18 protein-coding genes are annotated in these 17,475 nt (G+C 71.1%); 11 read left to right on the forward strand and 7 right to left on the reverse strand.

Features of this window, described 5'->3' with window-relative positions:
• Nucleotides 1–122: 122 nt before the first annotated feature.
• Complete coding sequence (locus tag ACT4N7_RS18470; RefSeq protein ID WP_444830011.1) at nt 123–1,172, reverse strand: fatty acid desaturase family protein; 1,050 nt, start codon at nt 1,170–1,172, stop codon at nt 123–125.
• Nucleotides 1,173–1,390: 218 nt separating this feature from the next.
• Here ACT4N7_RS18470 and ACT4N7_RS18475 point away from each other — a divergent pair, with 218 nt between their 5' ends.
• Both ACT4N7_RS18475 and ACT4N7_RS18480 read left to right on the forward strand, forming a co-directional pair.
• Nucleotides 1,391–2,230 carry a class I SAM-dependent methyltransferase gene (locus ACT4N7_RS18475; RefSeq protein ID WP_444830012.1) on the forward strand — a complete coding sequence of 280 codons (840 nt, stop codon included), beginning with the start codon at nt 1,391–1,393 and terminating at the stop codon, nt 2,228–2,230.
• A gap of 57 nt (nt 2,231–2,287) precedes the next feature.
• Nucleotides 2,288–3,646 (forward strand): aspartate aminotransferase family protein, encoded by a 1,359-nt coding sequence (locus tag ACT4N7_RS18480; protein ID WP_444830013.1) that lies wholly within the window; start codon nt 2,288–2,290, stop codon nt 3,644–3,646.
• Here the strand turns inward: ACT4N7_RS18480 and ACT4N7_RS18485 are convergent.
• The 4 genes from ACT4N7_RS18485 to idi all read right to left on the reverse strand — a co-directional run bounded on the left by ACT4N7_RS18485 (nt 3,607) and on the right by idi (nt 6,704).
• Nucleotides 3,607–4,116: an SDR family NAD(P)-dependent oxidoreductase gene (locus tag ACT4N7_RS18485; RefSeq protein ID WP_444830014.1), complete on the reverse strand. Its 510-nt coding sequence runs from the start codon at nt 4,114–4,116 to the stop codon at nt 3,607–3,609. The genes ACT4N7_RS18480 and ACT4N7_RS18485 overlap by 40 nt on opposite strands.
• Nucleotides 4,113–5,591 (reverse strand): flavin-containing monooxygenase, encoded by a 1,479-nt coding sequence (locus tag ACT4N7_RS18490; RefSeq protein ID WP_444830015.1) that lies wholly within the window; start codon nt 5,589–5,591, stop codon nt 4,113–4,115. Before ACT4N7_RS18490 ends, ACT4N7_RS18485 begins: the two co-directional genes overlap by 4 nt.
• An 86-nt stretch (nt 5,592–5,677) precedes the next feature.
• On the reverse strand, nt 5,678–6,118 hold the full coding sequence (locus tag ACT4N7_RS18495) for a PaaI family thioesterase (protein WP_444830016.1): 441 nt from the start codon (nt 6,116–6,118) through the stop codon (nt 5,678–5,680).
• A 4-nt stretch (nt 6,119–6,122) separates the two neighbouring features.
• Nucleotides 6,123–6,704, reverse strand: a complete 582-nt coding sequence (gene idi, locus ACT4N7_RS18500) for an isopentenyl-diphosphate Delta-isomerase (RefSeq protein ID WP_444830071.1) — start codon at nt 6,702–6,704, stop codon at nt 6,123–6,125.
• A gap of 174 nt (nt 6,705–6,878) precedes the next feature.
• Here idi and ACT4N7_RS18505 point away from each other — a divergent pair, with 174 nt between their 5' ends.
• On the forward strand, nt 6,879–7,295 hold the full coding sequence (locus tag ACT4N7_RS18505; protein ID WP_444830017.1) for a DddA-like double-stranded DNA deaminase toxin: 417 nt from the start codon (nt 6,879–6,881) through the stop codon (nt 7,293–7,295).
• A complete protein-coding gene (locus tag ACT4N7_RS18510) occupies nt 7,283–7,675 on the forward strand; it encodes an Imm1 family immunity protein (protein WP_444830018.1) in 393 nt (130 codons plus the stop codon). Before ACT4N7_RS18505 ends, ACT4N7_RS18510 begins: the two co-directional genes overlap by 13 nt.
• A gap of 54 nt (nt 7,676–7,729) precedes the next feature.
• Here the strand turns inward: ACT4N7_RS18510 and ACT4N7_RS18515 are convergent, their stop codons facing one another.
• Entirely contained in the window at nt 7,730–8,632 is a 903-nt protein-coding gene (locus tag ACT4N7_RS18515) for an FHA domain-containing protein (RefSeq protein ID WP_444830019.1), read from the reverse strand.
• 17 nt (nt 8,633–8,649) lie between these two features.
• Here ACT4N7_RS18515 and ACT4N7_RS18520 point away from each other — a divergent pair, with 17 nt between their 5' ends.
• Nucleotides 8,650–9,108, forward strand: coding sequence for a hypothetical protein (locus ACT4N7_RS18520; RefSeq protein WP_444830020.1), 459 nt, complete (start codon nt 8,650–8,652; stop codon nt 9,106–9,108).
• 296 nt (nt 9,109–9,404) lie between these two features.
• Here the strand turns inward: ACT4N7_RS18520 and ACT4N7_RS18525 are convergent, their stop codons facing one another.
• Nucleotides 9,405–10,847: an amino acid permease gene (locus ACT4N7_RS18525; protein WP_444830072.1), complete on the reverse strand. Its 1,443-nt coding sequence runs from the start codon at nt 10,845–10,847 to the stop codon at nt 9,405–9,407.
• A 285-nt stretch (nt 10,848–11,132) separates the two neighbouring features.
• Here ACT4N7_RS18525 and ACT4N7_RS18530 point away from each other — a divergent pair, with 285 nt between their 5' ends.
• From ACT4N7_RS18530 to ACT4N7_RS18555, 6 genes are all read left to right on the forward strand, one after another.
• Nucleotides 11,133–12,497: a glutamine synthetase family protein gene (locus tag ACT4N7_RS18530; protein WP_444830021.1), complete on the forward strand. Its 1,365-nt coding sequence runs from the start codon at nt 11,133–11,135 to the stop codon at nt 12,495–12,497.
• The gene (locus ACT4N7_RS18535) at nt 12,478–13,209 is read left to right on the forward strand and encodes a gamma-glutamyl-gamma-aminobutyrate hydrolase family protein (RefSeq protein ID WP_444830022.1); all 732 of its coding nucleotides are present in this window, start codon (nt 12,478–12,480) and stop codon (nt 13,207–13,209) included. Before ACT4N7_RS18530 ends, ACT4N7_RS18535 begins: the two co-directional genes overlap by 20 nt.
• Nucleotides 13,206–14,567 (forward strand): aldehyde dehydrogenase family protein, encoded by a 1,362-nt coding sequence (locus ACT4N7_RS18540; RefSeq protein ID WP_444830023.1) that lies wholly within the window; start codon nt 13,206–13,208, stop codon nt 14,565–14,567. Before ACT4N7_RS18535 ends, ACT4N7_RS18540 begins: the two co-directional genes overlap by 4 nt.
• 13 nt (nt 14,568–14,580) lie before the next feature.
• A complete protein-coding gene (locus tag ACT4N7_RS18545) occupies nt 14,581–15,348 on the forward strand; it encodes a 3-oxoacyl-ACP reductase (RefSeq protein ID WP_444830024.1) in 768 nt (255 codons plus the stop codon).
• Complete coding sequence (locus ACT4N7_RS18550) at nt 15,332–16,060, forward strand: FadR/GntR family transcriptional regulator (protein WP_444830025.1); 729 nt, start codon at nt 15,332–15,334, stop codon at nt 16,058–16,060. The genes ACT4N7_RS18545 and ACT4N7_RS18550 overlap by 17 nt, the downstream gene beginning before the upstream one ends.
• Nucleotides 16,061–16,150: 90 nt before the next feature.
• Complete coding sequence (locus ACT4N7_RS18555; protein ID WP_444830026.1) at nt 16,151–17,329, forward strand: class E sortase; 1,179 nt, start codon at nt 16,151–16,153, stop codon at nt 17,327–17,329.
• Nucleotides 17,330–17,475 lie beyond the last annotated feature (146 nt).

Here is a 17,475-nt window from a genome sequence, read left to right on the forward strand (position 1 = left end):
CCGGTGTTCTCGATCTTCTTGGTCGTTGATCGATCTACCGGAGACCTCGCCTATTTGATCAACGACACGCCGAGACCGCGCATCACTGCCGATGTTGACCGGTACGGACTTCGAGACACTGCCTAGCCCGCCGCGGGGCTCAGTTCGCGCCCGCGCAGGGGAGCGCCGACGGCGTGCAGGTGCTCCAGGACGTGGCCGTAGGAGCGGAACAGGCCGCACTCGGCGTAGGAGATTCCGTTGCGGCCGCAGTACTCGCGCACGATCGACTGGGCCCGACGCAGGTTCGGCTGCGGCATGCTCGGGAACAGGTGGTGCTCGATCTGGTAGTTGAGGCCGCCCAGCGCGAAGTCGGTCAGCCTGCCGCCGCGGACGTTGCGGGAGGTGAGCACCTGCTTGCGCAGGAAGTCCAGGGTGGTGCCCGCGGCGATGGTCGGCATGCCCTTGTGGTTCGGCGCGAACGAGCATCCCATGTAGACACCCCACAGTCCCTGGTGGACGGCGATGAACACCACGCCGACGCCGGGGGACAGCACCACGAACACGGCGGTCAGGTACGCGGCCAGGTGGCCGAGCAGCAGCGCCTTCTCCAGCCTGCGCGCCTTCACCTCGCCCGCCCACACCGCCTGCGCGCTGGACACGTGCAGGTTGAGGCCCTCCAGCAGCAGCAGCGGGAAGAACAGGAACGCCTGGTACTTCACGGTCCAGCGGACGAAACCGCGCTTGGCGCGGGCGTCGGCGACGGTGAAGGCCAGCGGGCCGATGTCGAGGTCGGGATCCTCGTCCTCGTGGTTCGGGTTGGCGTGGTGGCGGTTGTGCTTGTTGATCCACCAGCCGTAGCTCAGGCCGGTGAGTCCGCCGTGGACCAGGCCGACCGCGTCGTTGCCGCGCCGGGTGCGCAGGATCTGTTTGTGGCCGGCGTCGTGGCCGATGAAGGCGAGTTGGGTGAACACCACGGCGAAGAACGCGGCCAGGAACAACTGCCACCAGCTGTCGCCGAGGTAGGCGAAGGCGACCCAGCCGCCCGCCATGGCGAGGATGTTGAGGGTGATGCGCACCGCGTAGTAGCGGCGGCGGCGCTCCAGCAGGCCCGCCTGCCGGATCGAGCGGGACAGTTCGGCGAAGTCGCTGCCTCGCAGGGCCTGATCTCGGGAGGGGTTGTCGATCGATGTCATGGGCGGAACCGCGCTCTCGGGGGGTCGGCTGTGCTCGGTGGTCCGGCCTGCTGCACGTGAGGTCCGGTGAGGGGCAGTACCCAGTTCCCGCCGAACTGGACTCGCGGGCGCGCCGGTCCAGCGGCACGGCCTGTCTCAACATCCCGGGGTTCCGGGCTTGGGCAGCCGAGGGTCATCGTACCCGGTGATTCGGCGCCGAAGGCCGGCACGATGGGTCCATGAGTGACGACGCGCCCACACTCCTGGCACGGATGTACGGCGAGGACGACCTGAGTTCACTCCCCGTTTTCGCCGGTGGGTTCATCAACTTCGGCTACTGGCGCGACATCCCGCTCGGCCCCGGCGAGATCACCGTGGCGCAGCGCGTGTGCAGCCAGCTCGCGCTCTACCGGCTGGTGTTCGGTGAGGTCGAGGTGTCCGCCGAGGACCGCGTGCTGGAGGTCGGCTGCGGCCTCGGTATCGGCGGCACCTGGGCGGCGACCGAACTCGGCGCGGGCGAGCTGCACGGGGTCGACCTCAACCCGGCGCAGGTGGCCCGGGCGAGCGAGCGCAACGCGGCGGCGATCGCGGCGGCGGGCGGCAGGCTCACCTTCCGGCAGGGCGCCGCCGAGGCGATTCCCTTCCCCGACAACACGTTCGACGTCGCGGTCTCGCTGGAGGCCGCGCAACACTTCGCCGACCTCGCGGGCTTCGCCGCGCAGGCCCACCGGGTTCTCGCCCCCGGCGGGCGGCTCGCCGTCGCCACGTTCTTCCTGCCCGACGCCGACCACCTCGGGGAGCTGCCGCGCAGGCTGGAGACCTTCGGCAGCGGCGTCGACCGCGAGCACCCGCTGCCCGTGTTCCTCGACCACCTCCGCGCGGCCGGGTTCACCGCGGTGCGCGCGCGGTCCATCGGCGCGCACGTCTGGCCGGGCCTGGACCGCTGGATCGCCCAGCTCGGCGCCGCCGAGTCCGCGTGGCCGCGCCGCTGGCTGCCGTCGTGGCGCGAAGGGCTCATCGATTACTACCTGGTCACCGCCACGACACAAAAGGTTAGGCAAACCTTACCCGGTGCGTGAGGGCCGCCTGCCTGGTGCGATGCTGACGGCACACCCGTTGTGACGGACAGGAGCCGCATGACACCCGTTGTGCCGACATCCGGTCGCCGGACCGAGATCCCGGGCCCGCGCAGCCGGGACCTGCTGGCCCGCCAGGACCGCCGCGAGTCCGCCGCCCGGTCCTACCCGCGCAGGCTGCCGATCGCGCTGGTGCGCGGCGCCGGGAGCTTCGTGGAGGACGCCGACGGCAACGTCTTCATCGACTTCCTCGCGGGTGCCGGGGCGCTCGCGCTCGGCCACGGGCACCCCGAACTGGTCGCCGCCGTCCGCGCGCAGGTCGGGGTGCTCGCGCACGCGCTGGACTTCCCGACCCCCGCGAAGGACGAGTTCACCACGCGGCTGCTCGACATCCTGCCCGCGCCCATGCGGGCCGACACCCGCCTGCACTTCTGCGGCCCGACCGGTGCCAACGCCGTCGAGGCGGCCATCAAGCTCTGCAAGACCGCGACCGGGCGCGCCGAGATCGTGGCCTTCCAGGGCGGGTTCCACGGCATGACGCACGGCGCGCTGGCCGCGTCCGCCGAGAGCGGGCTGCGCGCGCGGGTCGGCGGTCTGGCCGCGGGCGTGCACTTCCTGCCGTTCGCCTACTGCCACCGCTGCCCGCTGGGCCTGCGGCGCCAGACCTGCGAGACGAACTGCGCGGGCTACGTCGAACGCGCCCTCACCGGCACGCACACCGGCATCGGCAGGCCGGCCGCGGTGCTGTTGGAACTGGTGCAGGGGGAGGGCGGAACCGTCGTGGCCCCACCGGACTTCGTGCGCCGGGTGCGGGAAGTGACCGCCCGGCTGGACATTCCGCTCATCGTGGACGAGGTACAGACCGGGTGCGGGCGCACCGGGCGGTGGTTCGCCTTCGAGCACTACGACATCGAGCCGGACGTGGTGGTGCTGTCGAAGATGCTGTCCGGGGTCGGCATGCCCGCCGCGGTGATCGCCTACCACCGCAGGCTGGACACGTGGGCGCCGGGCGCGCACACCGGCACGTTCCGCGGCAACCAGGTCGCGTTCGCGGCGGGCTCGGCATTCCTCGACGTGATGGTTCGCGACGGCGTGCTGGCCAATGTCCGCGCGCGGGGGGCGCAGGCGTTGGCCGGGCTGGAGCGCTTGCGGGGCAGGCATTCCGGGTTGGTCACCGACGTGCGTGGGCTCGGCCTGATGCTCGGCGTCGAGTTCCGCGACGGGGCGGCGGCCACTCGGGTGCAGCGGGCGGCACTGGACCGCGGGCTCATCGTGGAGGTCGGCGGGTACGACGACGCCGTGGTGCGCATGCTGCCGCCGCTCAACGTCGATGAGTCCACTATGGACAGTGCGCTGGCGATCCTGGCGACCGCGATCGATCAGGTCGGCTCGGACTGCGCGGCCACCCTGCGGTCGTAGTCGGCGCGGGCGAGCGGGTCGAGCGAGGTCAGCGCGCGGTCGTCGCCCGCCAGCCTGCGAAAGACGCGCATCACGGGCTCCGGGGTCACCGCGGCCACCAGATCCCAGGCTGCCATCGCCCCGGGCACCGGGATCTCCGCCCGCAGGGTCCGGCAGCTCCGCAGCACGGCGGCGGCGATCGTCTCCGGGTCCACTGTGGGCAGTCCGCGGCCGAGCGGGACACCCGCGGTGAGTTCGGTGCGCACTGCCCCGGGGAGCACGGCGCTCACGCTGACCCCGGTGCGCGCGTACTCCGCGCGGACCGCGGCGGTGAGGCCGACGACGGCGAACTTGCCGGCGTTGTAGACCGCCATCCCCGGCACGGCGAACTTCCCGGCCATCGAGGCGATGTTGACCACGTGGCCGCGTCGGCGCGTGATCATGCCCGGCAGCACGGCGTCGGTCAGGTCGATGGCGGTGTAGCGGCTCATCGCGGCACGTCCTCGGTCGCGCGCACGGTGTACCCGGCGGGGTCGAACCTGGCGATCCGCGCGCGCATCCGCGCGGTCGACCACGGCCAACTGAAACTGTTGCGCCCGTTGACGTCCAGGTAGTAGCTCGAACAGCCGCCCGCGTTGTAGACCGTCGTCGGCAGGGCGGCCTGCACCTCGGCGTTGAACGCCGCCTGCACGTCGGCCCGCACGTCCACGGTGGGCCAGTTGTGCGCGCGGAGCTGGCGCACGGCGTCCATCACGTAGCCGAGTTGGGCTTCCAGGATCATGAACGCCGACGTGTGTCCGGTGCCCAGATTCGGTCCCAGCAGCAGGAAAGCGTTGGGGAAGCCGGACACCGCGGTGCCGAGGTAGCCCTGTGGGCTGCCCTGCCAGTGCTCCGCCAGGCTGCGCCCCGCCGCGTCGAACACCAGGTTCGCCAGCGGCATGTCGAGGATGTGGAACCCGGTGCCGAAGATGATGGCGTCCACTTCGGACTCGACGCCGTCCGCGCCGACCACCGTTGAGCCGCGGATCTCCTTGACCGCATTGGGATGCACCGTGACGTTGGACTGGGTCAGCGCCGGATAGTACACATTGGACATCAGCAATCGCTTGCAGCCCAACGTGTAGTCCGGGGTGAGTGCTCGGCGCAGCCGCGGGTCGCGCACCGTCGCGCGCAGGTGCGCGAGCCCGACGCGCTGCACGGCCCGCAGCAGCCACGGGTGCCGGAACCCGTAGCCGAGGGTCTCCATGCCCGCGTACTCCGCCGTGCGCAACGCCCGCTGTGTGCCGGGGAACCGGCGCAGCAGCCACCGCTCGGCCTTCGACACGGCGTGGTCCGGTTTGGGCAGCACCCACTGCGCGGTGCGCTGGAACAGGTGCAGCCGCCCGACGATCGGCTGGATGCGCGGCACGAACTGCACGGCCGAGGCACCCGTGCCGACCACCGCGACGCGCTTGCCGGTCAGGTCGTAGTCGTGGTTCCACCACGCGGAGTGGAACATCTCGCCGGTGAAGTCGACCAGTCCGGGCAGCTCCGGGATCAGCGGCTCGTTCCACGGCCCGGCGCCCGCGATGAGCACCCGGGCGCGGTACGGGCCGCGCGTGGTGTCCAGCAGCCAGCGCCGCCGCTCCTCGTCCCATTGCGCGCGCACCATCTCGGTGCCCAGCCGCAGGTGCGCGTCGACGCCGTACCGGGTGGACACGTCGCGCAGGTAGCCGAGAATCTCTTGCTGTCCGGCGAAAGCGCGAGTCCACTCGGGATTCGGCGCGAACGAGAACGAGTACAGCGCCGAGGGCACATCGCAGGCGCAACCCGGGTAGGTGTTGGCCCGCCAGGTGCCGCCGATCTCGTCCGCCTTGTCCAGCACCGCGAAATCGGTGACCCCCTGCTGCCGCAGCCGAATCGCGGCGCCGAGGCCGGAGACACCCGCGCCGATCACGATCACGTCGAAGTCGCGCTGGTCGGTCATCGTGCTCCCCTGGTCGGCTGCCGCCGCGCTGTAGATACCGGCAGATTTCGGAGACTAGCAGTATCCGAAACTCGCCGGTAGGTACTTCAGTGGGCGCGCAGTTGGTAGGTTCCGACCGTGGTGGCGACGACGTGACCCTCGGTGTCGGTCAGTTCCGCTTCCAGGATGAACGTCGACTTGCCGTGGTCCTCGGCCTCCGCGCGCACGCGCTCGATCGTCTCCGCGGTGAGGGTGGCGGCGGCCCGGACATCGCTGCGCGCCGGTCGGCGGAAGTCGATCCGCAGGTCCTTGACGATCGGGTAGAACCGCGACAGGTCGAAGATCGGCAGGCAGATGCCGCCGCCGAGCACCTCCGCGACCGTGAACAGCACCCCGGCGTACATCGTGCCCAGGTGATTCCCGTTGTCCGCCAACGGAACCGAGCACACCACCCGGCCCGGCGCCAGCTCGACCGCGGTGACGCCCATCCGGTGCGCCTGCGGGATCAGGTGTTCGATCGCCTGGTTGAAACCGTCGAGGACCGGCACCGGGTCACCGCACCGCGGCGGGCAGCGCGGCGAGGTCGCCTACCGGCCAGGCCAGCGGGTCGGGGCCGAGCGCGGCCAGTTCGCGCACCTGCAGCACGCACCACGGCGACACCGCGCGCGTCCCGTCCAGCACCGTCGCCGCGAAGTCCCGCCACGGCAACCACTTCGCCACGTCCACCTCGTCCGGGTTGGCCATCGGCTCGGGCGCGCCCGCCACCACGACCCGGAACACCGGGCACATCTCGTTCTCCACCACGCCGTTGCCCATCACCGCGCGGTAGCGGAAGCGCGGCAGCACCAGGTCGATCTCGTGTGGACCAGGCAGCCCCAGCTCGTTCGCCAGCCGCCTGCTCACCCCGTCGGCGATCGGCTCCCCCGGTGCGGGATGGCCGCAGCACGAGTTCGTCCACACCCCGGGCCAGGTCTTCTTGTGCCCGGCCCGCCGGGTCAGCAGGAACCGGCCCTCCCGATCGAAGACATAGCTGGAGAACGCCAGGTGCAGCGGGGTGTCCGCGTGGTGCACCCCCGCCTTGTCTGCCACGCCGATCTCGTTGCCCGCATCATCGAGCAGCAGCACCTGTTCCACCATCACGTGCCAACCTTGCCCGCCGCGTCCTGGCGAGGCAACTCACGGATCACGCTCGTCGAGGATGGCGAGGTGTGGATGGCGACGCCGAGGTCTGGCGAGCCCACTTGTCTCCAGGCGCCCACGGGAAGCCGCCTCGTTCTACGCTGGCAGGCCGCCGACGGAGGGGGACGGGTGTCAGTCGAGAAGATCGCCGCCGAACTTGGGCAGGTGCTCGCCCTACTCGACCTCGCCGCCCTCGTGCAAGCGCTTGAACTCATCGACCAGGCCGAGAGCACCTTTGGCCTACGCCACCCAAGGCTCAGCGGGGAGGATGCCGAGTCCGACGAGGTCTGGCAGCGGCTCGTTGCTGCTGGTGTCCCGGAGAAGTTCAAGCCCATGTCCATCGACCATGTCGAGATGAAAGTGGCCTTGAGGATGGTCAAGAGTGGTTCTCGGGACGTTGAGCTGGCCATAAACAATCGGCCTTGCCGGGGACTTTGGAGCTGCCGGGTACTCCTGCCAATCCTGCTGCCCGAGGGTTATACCCTTACCGTCTACGGCCCGCACTACCAAGGCACTTTCACGGGAGGAAAGAAGTGGTCGAGCTAGCTGTGTGGTACGACCAGGACGAGGATCAGGACGAAATCGTAGTCCGCACGGTGGATGAACTGAACACCCTCATCGACCGCGTACTGGCGGAAACCACAGGCCACCGCTGCCCGGCCGCCATCCAGGTCAACATCAGCGGTCAAGACGGCTTTCCCATCCTGGAGGTCGGCCTCGGCCAAGACAAAGGCTTCATCCGCTACTACGCCGACGTCGCCGGTAGCACAAAGGGCGACGGCGACCCCGACGCACGAGCCGAGTACATCTACATGAGCAACCTCAGCGTAGTTCCGGCTGACGTTGAGGTGGATATCCAACAGGTTCGCAGCGGGCTCATTGAGTTTCTGGAAACAGGGAAACGGCCTGCGGTGGTACGGGGCTGACCGGGAGCCTTTCTTACAGCGCACGAGTGATTCCGGGTACTGTTTTTTTATCACTCACGGATCACGCTCGTCGAGGATGGCGAGGTCCTGGGGGACGAGCGTGGTGGTCAGCATCAGCTCGCGGATCAGGTTGTGGTTGAGCGAGTTGCCGATCGGCTCGGGGATGTCCTCCTTGACCACTCCGAACACCCCCGCCGCGGACAGCCGCTGGCGGATGTCGGCGACCATGTGCTCGACCCGCTTGAGCCGCCAGCCCGCGTGCGGCCGCAACTCGGCCATCTGGTCGGCGACCTGCCGGCGGGACAACGGCTGCGGATGCGGTTCGTGGCGCAGGTAGCGCTGGCCGAGAACGATCAGGACCAGCCGTTCGTCCGGGGTCAGCGGCCAGGTCTTCGGGGGTCGGGTCACATCGCCGGGGTGGGGCATCGGGCGTCCTCCGTCTGGTCCGGCCACATACAGCTCCAGCAGGTGCTCCCGGTCACGGGAGCCGCGGACGAACAGCGGCGTGTACCCGCCCGCCAGCGGGATCGGCGCCTCGTTGCTGAACAGCAGCCGCGCGCCCGGCAGGCCGATGGGCGTCTTCCCGAGATTGCCGACCCACCACAGCCCGCGCCGGTAGGTGAGCACCCCGTGCCTGCGGCTCACCTGCCGGTCGTCCTCGCCGACGCAGACCTGCACCTCACCCGGGTTGCGTCCGAAGTGGACAGTGCGGTCCTCGCGCGGGTTCACGGTGATCCCGCCGGTCAGGGCCAGTGCGAAGATCGCGCCGGGGGTGGCGCGCGAGACGCCGTTCGCGAGGCTCGCGTGGCTGCGCGGGAGCCACCGGCCCTCGTCCGCCCTGTCGGTCACACCGGCCTCCCGGACCGTCGTCGAGTACTGCCGCACCGTAGCCACGAGACCGGCAGGCGCGTCGGCGGACAGCATGATGCGGCCACGCCGGGACCGGTCCCGGTACACCGGTTTAGGGTCGGGGCATGACCTACCTCGATCGGCCGCGACGGTCCGCGGCGGGCATCGCGGCGCTGGCCGCCGTGCTCGCGGGCTGTGGAACCGTGCAGGGCTCGCCCACGGGATCGGACGCCGTGATCTCCACGATCGGCACGAGATCGACCACCGCCGCGCCGACCACGACCTCGTCGGTGCCGCCCGCGCGCGAGCCGCGCATCCTGGTCTTCACCGCCACCGGGACCGCCAAGGTCGACTCCATCACCTACGTCCTCGACGGGCAGACCTACGAGGAGCAGGCGGTGACCCTGCCGTGGCGCAAGTCGCTGACCGTTCCCGTCGACGGCGGGCGGCACGAGTGGAGCCTCACCATGAAGCACCGCGCGGGCACGGTCGAGATCCTCTCCATCCTCGACGGCAAGGTCCTGACCACCGGCTACGGCTCCGGCACCGGAACCGGCACGGCGAGCCTGGGCGGCGGCTTCTGAGGCGTCAGATCGGACCGGCGTCGTTGCGCCACCAGTCGAGCATGGCGGCCGGGTCACCGCCCTGGAACGCGAACCCCTGGATCGCCAGCCGGTCGTCGGTCCAGATCAGGTAGCGCGAGCCCGACTCGGTGGTCCGGCACAGCAGCCTGCCCGTGGCGCCGCCGCGCGAATACGGGGCGGAAGCGGTAGCCGGGCAGCCGCCGCGCCGTCTCGGGCCTGATCACGTACGGGTCGTACGTCGAGTCCGTCGAGTCCACTGCCACCCCCCGTGCACGAAAGGGTAGCCCGCACCGAACTCAGGGCAGGTCCAGGTCGCGCTCCACCGCGGCCAGTTCCTCGGCCGTGCCCTGGACTTTCGGCCCGGTGAACCACTTGCGGGCCGAGACGAGCCACCACAGCCCCGCGCCGCCGAGCACCACCAGGAAGGCGATCGGGGTGTAGTTGAACTTGTCCCAGGTCACCGGATACACCTGCGGCAGCATGAAGAGCACGAAGATGAAGCACACCCACGCGGTGGCCACGATCCCGATCGGCCGACCCCAGCGGCCCAGGTGCCACGGGCCGCGCTCGAAGGCGTCGCCCTTGCGCACCCGCAGGAACACCGGGATCACGTAGGCCACATACAGGCCAACGACGGCGATCGAGGTGACGGCGGCGTAGGCGGTCGCGCTCCACAGGTAGGGCACGGCGAGCAGGAACGCGCCCGCGGCGGCCAGCCAGACCGAGTTCGTCGGCGTCCGGGTGCGCTTGTTGATCCGGTGCCAGATCCGCGATCCCGGGATCGCGCCGTCGCGGGCGAAGGCGTAGATCATCCGGGAGTTGCCGGTGACCGCGGCCATGCCGCAGAACAGTTGCGCGCCGATGCAGATCAGCAGCAGGAACTTGCCCGTGGTCGCGCCCGCCGCGTCGATGAAGACCTGGGCGGGCGGCACGCCGGTGCCCGAGGCCAGGGCGCCGTCGTAGCTCTGGATGGCGAAGGTGAGGCCGATCAGCAGCACCCAGCCCGCGACCAGCGACACCACGATCGAGTTGACGATCCCGCGCGGCCCGGCGACCGCCGCGCCGCGGGTCTCCTCGGTCATGTGCGCGGACGCGTCGTAGCCGGTCAGGGTGTACTGCGCGAGCAGCAGGCCGAGCAGGAACACGTACACCGGCGAGGCCCAGCCGGTGTTGTTCACGAACTCGCCGAAGACGAAGGACGCGGGCTGGTGGTTGTCCGGCACCACGATCAGCACGCCGACGATCACCAGCACGCCCGCCAGGTGCCACCACACGCTGATGCTGTTGAGCAGGGCCACCACCCGCACGCCGAAGGTGTTCAGCGCGCCGTGCAGGACCAGGATGATGCCCAGCAGCAGGATCGTGTTGCCCGGTGTGGCGGCGAACCCGAACTGCAGGTCGAGGAACGCGTTGAGGAACAGCGCCGCGCCGAAGTCGATGCCCGCGGTGACCGCGACCTGGCCGACCAGGTTGAACCAGCCGGTGAACCAGGACCAGGCGGCCCCGTTGCGCGGCGCGAGCTTCGCCGCCCAGTAGTAGAGCCCGCCCGCGGTCGGGTAGCTGGAGCACACCTCGGCCATGCCGAGGCCGACCATCAGCACGAAGAACCCGACCAGCGGCCAGCCCCAGATCATCGCCACCGGGCCGCCGGTGTTCATGCCGAAGCCGTAGAGCGTGAGGCAGCCGGACAGGATCGAGATGATCGTGAACGACACCGCGAAGTTGCTGAACCCGGACATCGAGCGGCGCAGTTCCTGGGCGTAGCCCAGGCCGTGCAGCCGGGCCTCGTCGTCGTCGCGGGTGAGTTCGGTCGAGGCCACGGGCTGCTCCTCAAAGGTGCGCGGGTGATCCTTTGGACAGCCGCCCCAGTGTGCTGCCGGTCACAAAGCACGGTCAAGACCCGTTCGCGGTAACCGGCGGACTGTTTCCCGTCCGGTGGTTGCGGGCCGGGTGCCCGCGCTGTCAGCATGCTGGGGCACGGCGGCCAATGGGCACACGCTGATCCTTTGGGAAGGGACTCGGCCATGCGGGACAACTCGGGTCTGCTGTCGGTCGCGCAGCTCCGCGAGCTGGTCGACCTCGGCCGCGTCGACACCGTGCTGGTCGCGATGACCGACATGCAGGGCAGGCTCCAGGGCAAGCGCTGCTCGGCCCGCTACTTCGTCAAAGAGGTCCTGGCGCACGCCACCGAGGCGTGCGACTACCTGCTCGCCGTCGACGTCGAGATGAACACCGTCGGCGGCTACGAGATGTCGTCGTGGGACACCGGGTACGGCGATTTCGTGCTCCGCCCCGACCTGGCCACGCTGCGGCTGCTGCCCTGGCACGAGGGCACCGCGCTGGTGCTCGCCGACGTCGAGCTGGTGGCGGGCGGGCCGGTGCCGGTCTCGCCGAGACAGGTGCTGCGCCGCCAGCTCGCTCGGCTCGCCGAGCGCGGGCTCACCGCGTTCGTCGGCACCGAGTTGGAGTTCATCGTCTTCGCCGACACCTACGAGCAGGCGTGGGACCGCCGCTACCACGGCCTGACCCCGGCCAATCAGTACAATGTGGACTATTCGCTGCTGGGCACCGGCCGGATCGAACCGCTGCTGCGCGCCATCCGGCTCGCGATGACCGGCGCCGGGCTCTACGTCGAGTCCGCGAAGGGCGAGTGCAATCCCGGCCAGCACGAGATCGCCTTCCGCTACACCGACGCACTGTCCACTTGCGACAACCACGGCATCTACAAGACCGGGGCGAAGGAGATCGCCGCGCAGCACGGCAAGAGCCTGACGTTCATGGCCAAGTACGACGAGCGCGAGGGCAACTCCTGCCACATCCACGTCAGCCTGCGCGGGGCGACCGGCGAGCCGGTGCTCGCGGGCGACCGGCCCGGCGGATTCTCCCCGCTGATGGAGCACTTCATCGCGGGCCAGCTCGCCTGCCTGCGCGAGCTGACCTACTTCCTCGCGCCGAACATCAACTCCTACAAGCGGTTCGCCGCCGGGTCGTTCGCGCCGACGGCGGTCGCCTGGGGCACCGACAACCGCACCTGCGCGCTGCGCGTGGTCGGCCACGGCGACTCGCTGCGGGTGGAGAACCGGGTGCCCGGCGGCGACGTCAACCCCTACCTCGCGGTCGCGGCGCTGATCGCGGCGGGTCTGCACGGCATCGAGCGCGAGCTGCCGCTGGAGCCGGAGTACCGCGGCAACGCCTACACCTCGGACCGGCCGCGGGTGCCCGCCACCCTGCGCGAGGCCGCGGGCCTGCTCGCGGACAGCGCGGTCGCCCGCGGCGCCCTCGGCGACGACGTGGTCGAGCACTACCTCAACGCCGCGCGCGTCGAGCTGGCCGCCCACGACGCCGCCGTCACCGACTGGGAGCGGGTCCGTGGCTTCGAACGCCTCTGAGCGGCCCCCGGTCATCGGGATCACCACCTACCTGGAGCACTCCGCGTTCGGCATCTGGGAAGCCGAGGCCGCGGTGCTGCACCGGGCCTACGTCGAGTCGGTGTGCGCGGCGGGCGGCAACGCGGTACTGCTGCCGCCGATCGGCGACTGGCGCGCGGAGACCGTCGACTGGCTCGACGGCCTGGTGCTCTCCGGCGGCGCCGACATCGACCCGGCCCGCTACGGCCAGGCCCCGCACCCCACCACCGGCACCCCGCAGCCCGCCCGCGACACGGCCGAGTTCGCGCTGGTCGAGGCCGCGCTGACGCTCGGGCTGCCGCTGCTCGCGGTGTGCCGGGGCATGCAGGTGCTCAACGTCGCCCTCGGCGGCACGCTGCACCAGCACACCCCGGAGCTGGTCGGCACCACCGACCACCAGCCCGAGGTCGCCATGTTCGGCAAGACCGAGCTGACCGTCCACGCGGGCTCCCGGCTCGCCGACGTCCTGGGCCGGTCCGTGCACGCCCACTGCCACCACCACCAGTCGCTCGACCGGCTCGGCGCCGGGCTCGACGTGGTGGCCACCGCCCAGGACGGCACCGTCGAGGCCGTCGAACTCCGCGGCGCCGTCTTCGTGCTCGGCGTGCAGTCGCACCCCGAGCAGAACGTCGATGACGTGCGGCTGTTCGCCGCCCTCGTGCGCGCCGCGCAGCAGCGGAAGGGAGCCCGGTGACGACCTTCGACGTCCGCAACCCGGCCACCGAGGAGGTAGTGCGCACGGTCGAGCTGGCCTCGGTGGACGAGACCGACGCCGCGATCGCCCGCGCGCACGCCGCGCTGCCGGGGTGGCGCGCGGTGGCCCCGGCCGACCGGGCGCGGCTGCTGCGCCGCTTCGCCGACGCCGTCGACGCCGACCTGGAGAACCTGGCGCGGCTGGAGGTGGCCAACTCCGGGCACACAATCGGCAACGCGCGCTGGGAGGCGGGCAACGTCCGCGACGTCCTGCACTACTACGCCGCCGCGCCCGAGCGGCTCTTCGGCAGGCAGATCCCGGTGCCGGGCGGGGTGAACATCACCTTCGCCGAGCCGCTGGGCGTGGTCGGGGTGATCGTGCCGTGGAACTTCCCGATGCCGATCGCGAGCTGGGGGTTCGCGCCCGCGCTGGCCACCGGCAACGCCGTCGTGCTCAAGCCTGCCGAGCTGACGCCGCTGACCGCGCTGCGGCTCGGTGAGCTGGCTCGTGCGGCGGGCCTCCCGCCGGAGGTTTTCCAGGTGCTGCCGGGAAAGGGCTCGGTGGTGGGTGCCCGGTTTGTCACGAACCCGTTGGTGCGCAAGGTGGTCTTCACCGGCTCGACCGAGGTCGGCAGGCAGCTCATGGCGGGCTGCGCCGACCAGGTGAAGCGGCTGACCCTGGAATTGGGCGGCAACAACGCCAACATCGTCTTCGCCGACGCCGACGTGTGCCGGGCCGCGGCGACCGCGCCGTACGCGGTGTTCGACAACGCGGGCCAGGACTGCTGCGCGCGCACCCGCATCCTGGTGCAGCGCCCGGTCTACGACCGGTTCATGGAGCTGTTCGAGACGGCCGTGCGGGCGGTGGTCGTCGGCGCCCCCGGCGACGAGGCGACCGAGATGGGGCCGCTCATCTCGGCCGAGCACCGCGACCGCGTGGCGTCCTATGTGGACGACGCGCCGGTCGCCTTCCGCGGCACGGCGCCGACCGGCGCGGGATTCTGGTACCCGCCGACCGTGCTCGCGCCGATCTCGCCCGACCACCGCGCGGTCACCGACGAGGTGTTCGGGCCGGTGGTGGCGGTGCTGCCGTTCGACGACGAGGACGACGCGGTGCGGCTGGCCAACGACACCGAGTACGGCCTGTCCGGCTCCATCTGGACCCAGGACGTCGGCCGCGCGCTGCGGGTGGCGCGCGGGGTGGAGGCGGGCAACCTGTCGGTCAACTCGCACTCGTCGGTGCGCTACTGGACCCCGTTCGGCGGCTTCAAGCAGTCCGGCCTCGGCCGCGAACTGGGCCCGGACGCGGTCGCCGCGTTCACCGAGACCAAGAACGTCTTCATCAGTACCGATCGCTGACAGGGGAGCGCGGATGACCAAGCGGCTGGACGGCCGGGTGGCCGTCGTCACCGGCGGGGCGAGCGGGATCGGCCTGGCCTCGGTGCGCAGGCTGGCCGCCGAAGGTGCCCGGGTGGTGGTCGCCGACGTCGACCTCGACGCGGGCAAGGCCGCCGCCGACGAGGTCGGCGGCCTGTTCGTGCGCACCGACGTCACCAGCGAGGCCGAGGTCGAGGCCCTGTTCCAGGCCGCCGTCGACACCTACGGCTCGCTCGACGTGGCGTTCAACAACGCGGGCATCTCCCCGCCCGACGACGACTCCATCCTCACCACCGGCCTCGACGCCTGGCACCGCGTGCAGCAGGTCAACCTCACCTCGGTCTACCTGTGCTGCAAGCACGCCATCGGCCACATGCGTCGCCAGGGCAAGGGCTCGGTGATCAACACGGCGTCGTTCGTCGCGGTCATGGGCGCGGCCACCTCGCAGATTTCCTACACCGCGTCCAAGGGCGGCGTGCTGGCGATGAGCCGCGAGCTGGGCGTGCAGTTCGCCCGCGAGGGCATCCGGGTCAACGCGCTGTGCCCCGGGCCGGTGAACACGCCGCTGCTGCGGGAACTGTTCGCCAAGGACCCCGAGCGCGCCGCCCGGCGCCTCGTGCACATCCCGATGGGCCGCTTCGCCGAGCCCGCGGAGATCGCCGCCGCTGTGGCCTTCCTGGCCAGCGACGACTCCTCGTTCATGACGGCGTCCTCCTTCCTGGTCGACGGGGGGATCTCCGGCGCCTATGTCACCCCCCTCTGAGCCGGACGACCTCGTCGCGGTCGCGGTGTTCCGGCCGGTCCGCGCGGGCAACGCGTTCGAGGAGACGATGGAGCGCATGCTCCAGGCCATCCGCCTCGGCGTGGTGGCCCCCGGCGCCCGGCTGCCCCCGGAGCGCGAGCTGTCCGCGCGGCTGGGCGTGAGCCGGGTCACCCTGCGCGAGGCGCTGCGGGCGCTGCAGGAGTCGGGCTACGTCGAGTCCCGGCGCGGGCGCTACGGCGGCACGTTCGTCCGCGCCGCCCTGCCCGCCCGCGGTCCGGCGCTGCCGCCCGCCGACCTCGCGGCCGAGTTGGCGGACACGCTGACCCTGCGCCACGTCCTGGAGACCGGTGCCGCCGAGGCCGCCGCGGGCCGCGCGCTCACCCCAGCCGTGCGCAGGCAGTTGTCCGCGCGGCTCGACGATTGCGCTGGTGCGGGGCCTGTGGAGTACCGGCGCAAGGACTCGCGGCTGCACCTCGCGGTCGCCGAGGCCACCGCCGCGCCGTCGCTGACCCGCGCCGTGGCCGACGTGCGCACCCGGCTCAACGCCCTGCTCGACGCCATCCCGCTGATCCCGGCGAACATCGGGCACTCCGAGCGCCAACACCGCGCCGTGGTCGAGGCGATCCTGCGGGGCGACCCGGTCGCGGCCCGCCGGGCGATGGCCGAGCACCTGGAGGGCACCGCGTCGCTGCTGCGCGGATTTCTCTCCTGAGCGCCCCGGGCCGCGCCCGATTCACACCATTCGAACGCCCGTCTGGCTTATGGTCGGGTCCGAATCGCCGGAGCGAGGGGGTGATCAGCGGTGGACCAGCCGAACGACCGGCGCCTGCCGCCGCGCGGGGCCATGCCGCCGCGCGGCCTGCCGCCGACCCCGCCCCGCCCGCCGCTGCCGCCCCGCAGGCTCCCGCCGCCCGCGCAGGGCATCCGACCCGGTCCGCCGCCGCCGCGCAGGCCGCCGCCCCGCCGTCCGCTCCCCGCCGAGGCGCACACCGAGCTGATTCCGCCCGTGCGGCCGGTCGATGACCCCACCGAGTACATCCCGGTCCATCGCGGCGACCTGACCGGCGACGAGTACCGCGCTGAACACGATGACTACGACGAGTACGACGACGACTACGACTATTACGACGACGAGGACGACTACTACGACGATCCGCCGCGCCGCGCGAGCCTCGGGTCGGTGATCGTCCGCACGGTCGGCGAGCTGATGGTCACCGCGGGCATGGTCGTGCTGCTGTTCGTCGGCTACGAGGTGTGGATCACCGACCTGGTGTCCGCGGGCAAGCAGCGCGACGTCACCTCCGCGCTCGACGAGCAGTGGCAGGTCCCGGCCGCGCCCGACCCGGAACGCACCCAGCGCTTCGAGTTCGCCGACGGCGAGGGCATCGCCAAGCTCTACATCCCCGCGCTGGGCGAGGACTACAAGTTCACCGTGGTCGAGGGCACCTCCGAGCAGAACCTGGAGATCGGCCCCGGCCACTACAAGAACTCGGCGCCGCCGGGGGAGCCGGGCAACTTCGCGGTCGCGGGCCACCGGGTCGGCAAGGGCGCCCCCTTCAACGACCTCGACCTGCTCGAATCGTGCGACGCGATCGTGGTCGAGACCCGCGAGAGCTGGTTCGTCTACCGGATGCTGCCCACCACCGCCGACGCCAAGGGCTGGGCGAACCGCGCCGCCGACCCGCGCTGCGCGGGCGCGGCCGGTTCGGCCCCGGTCGAGCCGCTGACCGGCGACTACGCCGCCGCCGTCGGTCGTCAGATCGTCACCCCCAAGCAGAGCGACGTGGTGGCGCCCGTGCCCGGCAACGCGGCCGCCGCCGTCCCGGACGCCGAGCGGCGCAAGCTGATCACGTTGACCACCTGCCACCCGAAGTTCTCCAACCGGCAGCGGATGATCCTGCACGGCGTCCTGGTGCGCGAGCAGCCGAAGAGTCCGGCCGACCCCGCCGCCGTGCCCGCCGAACTGAGCGAGACCGGGTGACGCCGGTCCGTCCACTTGGGTCAGTCCACAAAGGATTGTCAAGCCGGATGGCGGGGTTCGGTCGCGGTGATCAAACTCTGGGTGATCATGATTTACCCACCGTGGTGGCTCGCGTTACAGAATTTCACCTGAATAGCGCAACTGTC

The organism is Actinokineospora sp. (assembly GCF_052390155.1).
Lineage (GTDB): Bacteria > Actinomycetota > Actinomycetes > Mycobacteriales > Pseudonocardiaceae > Actinokineospora.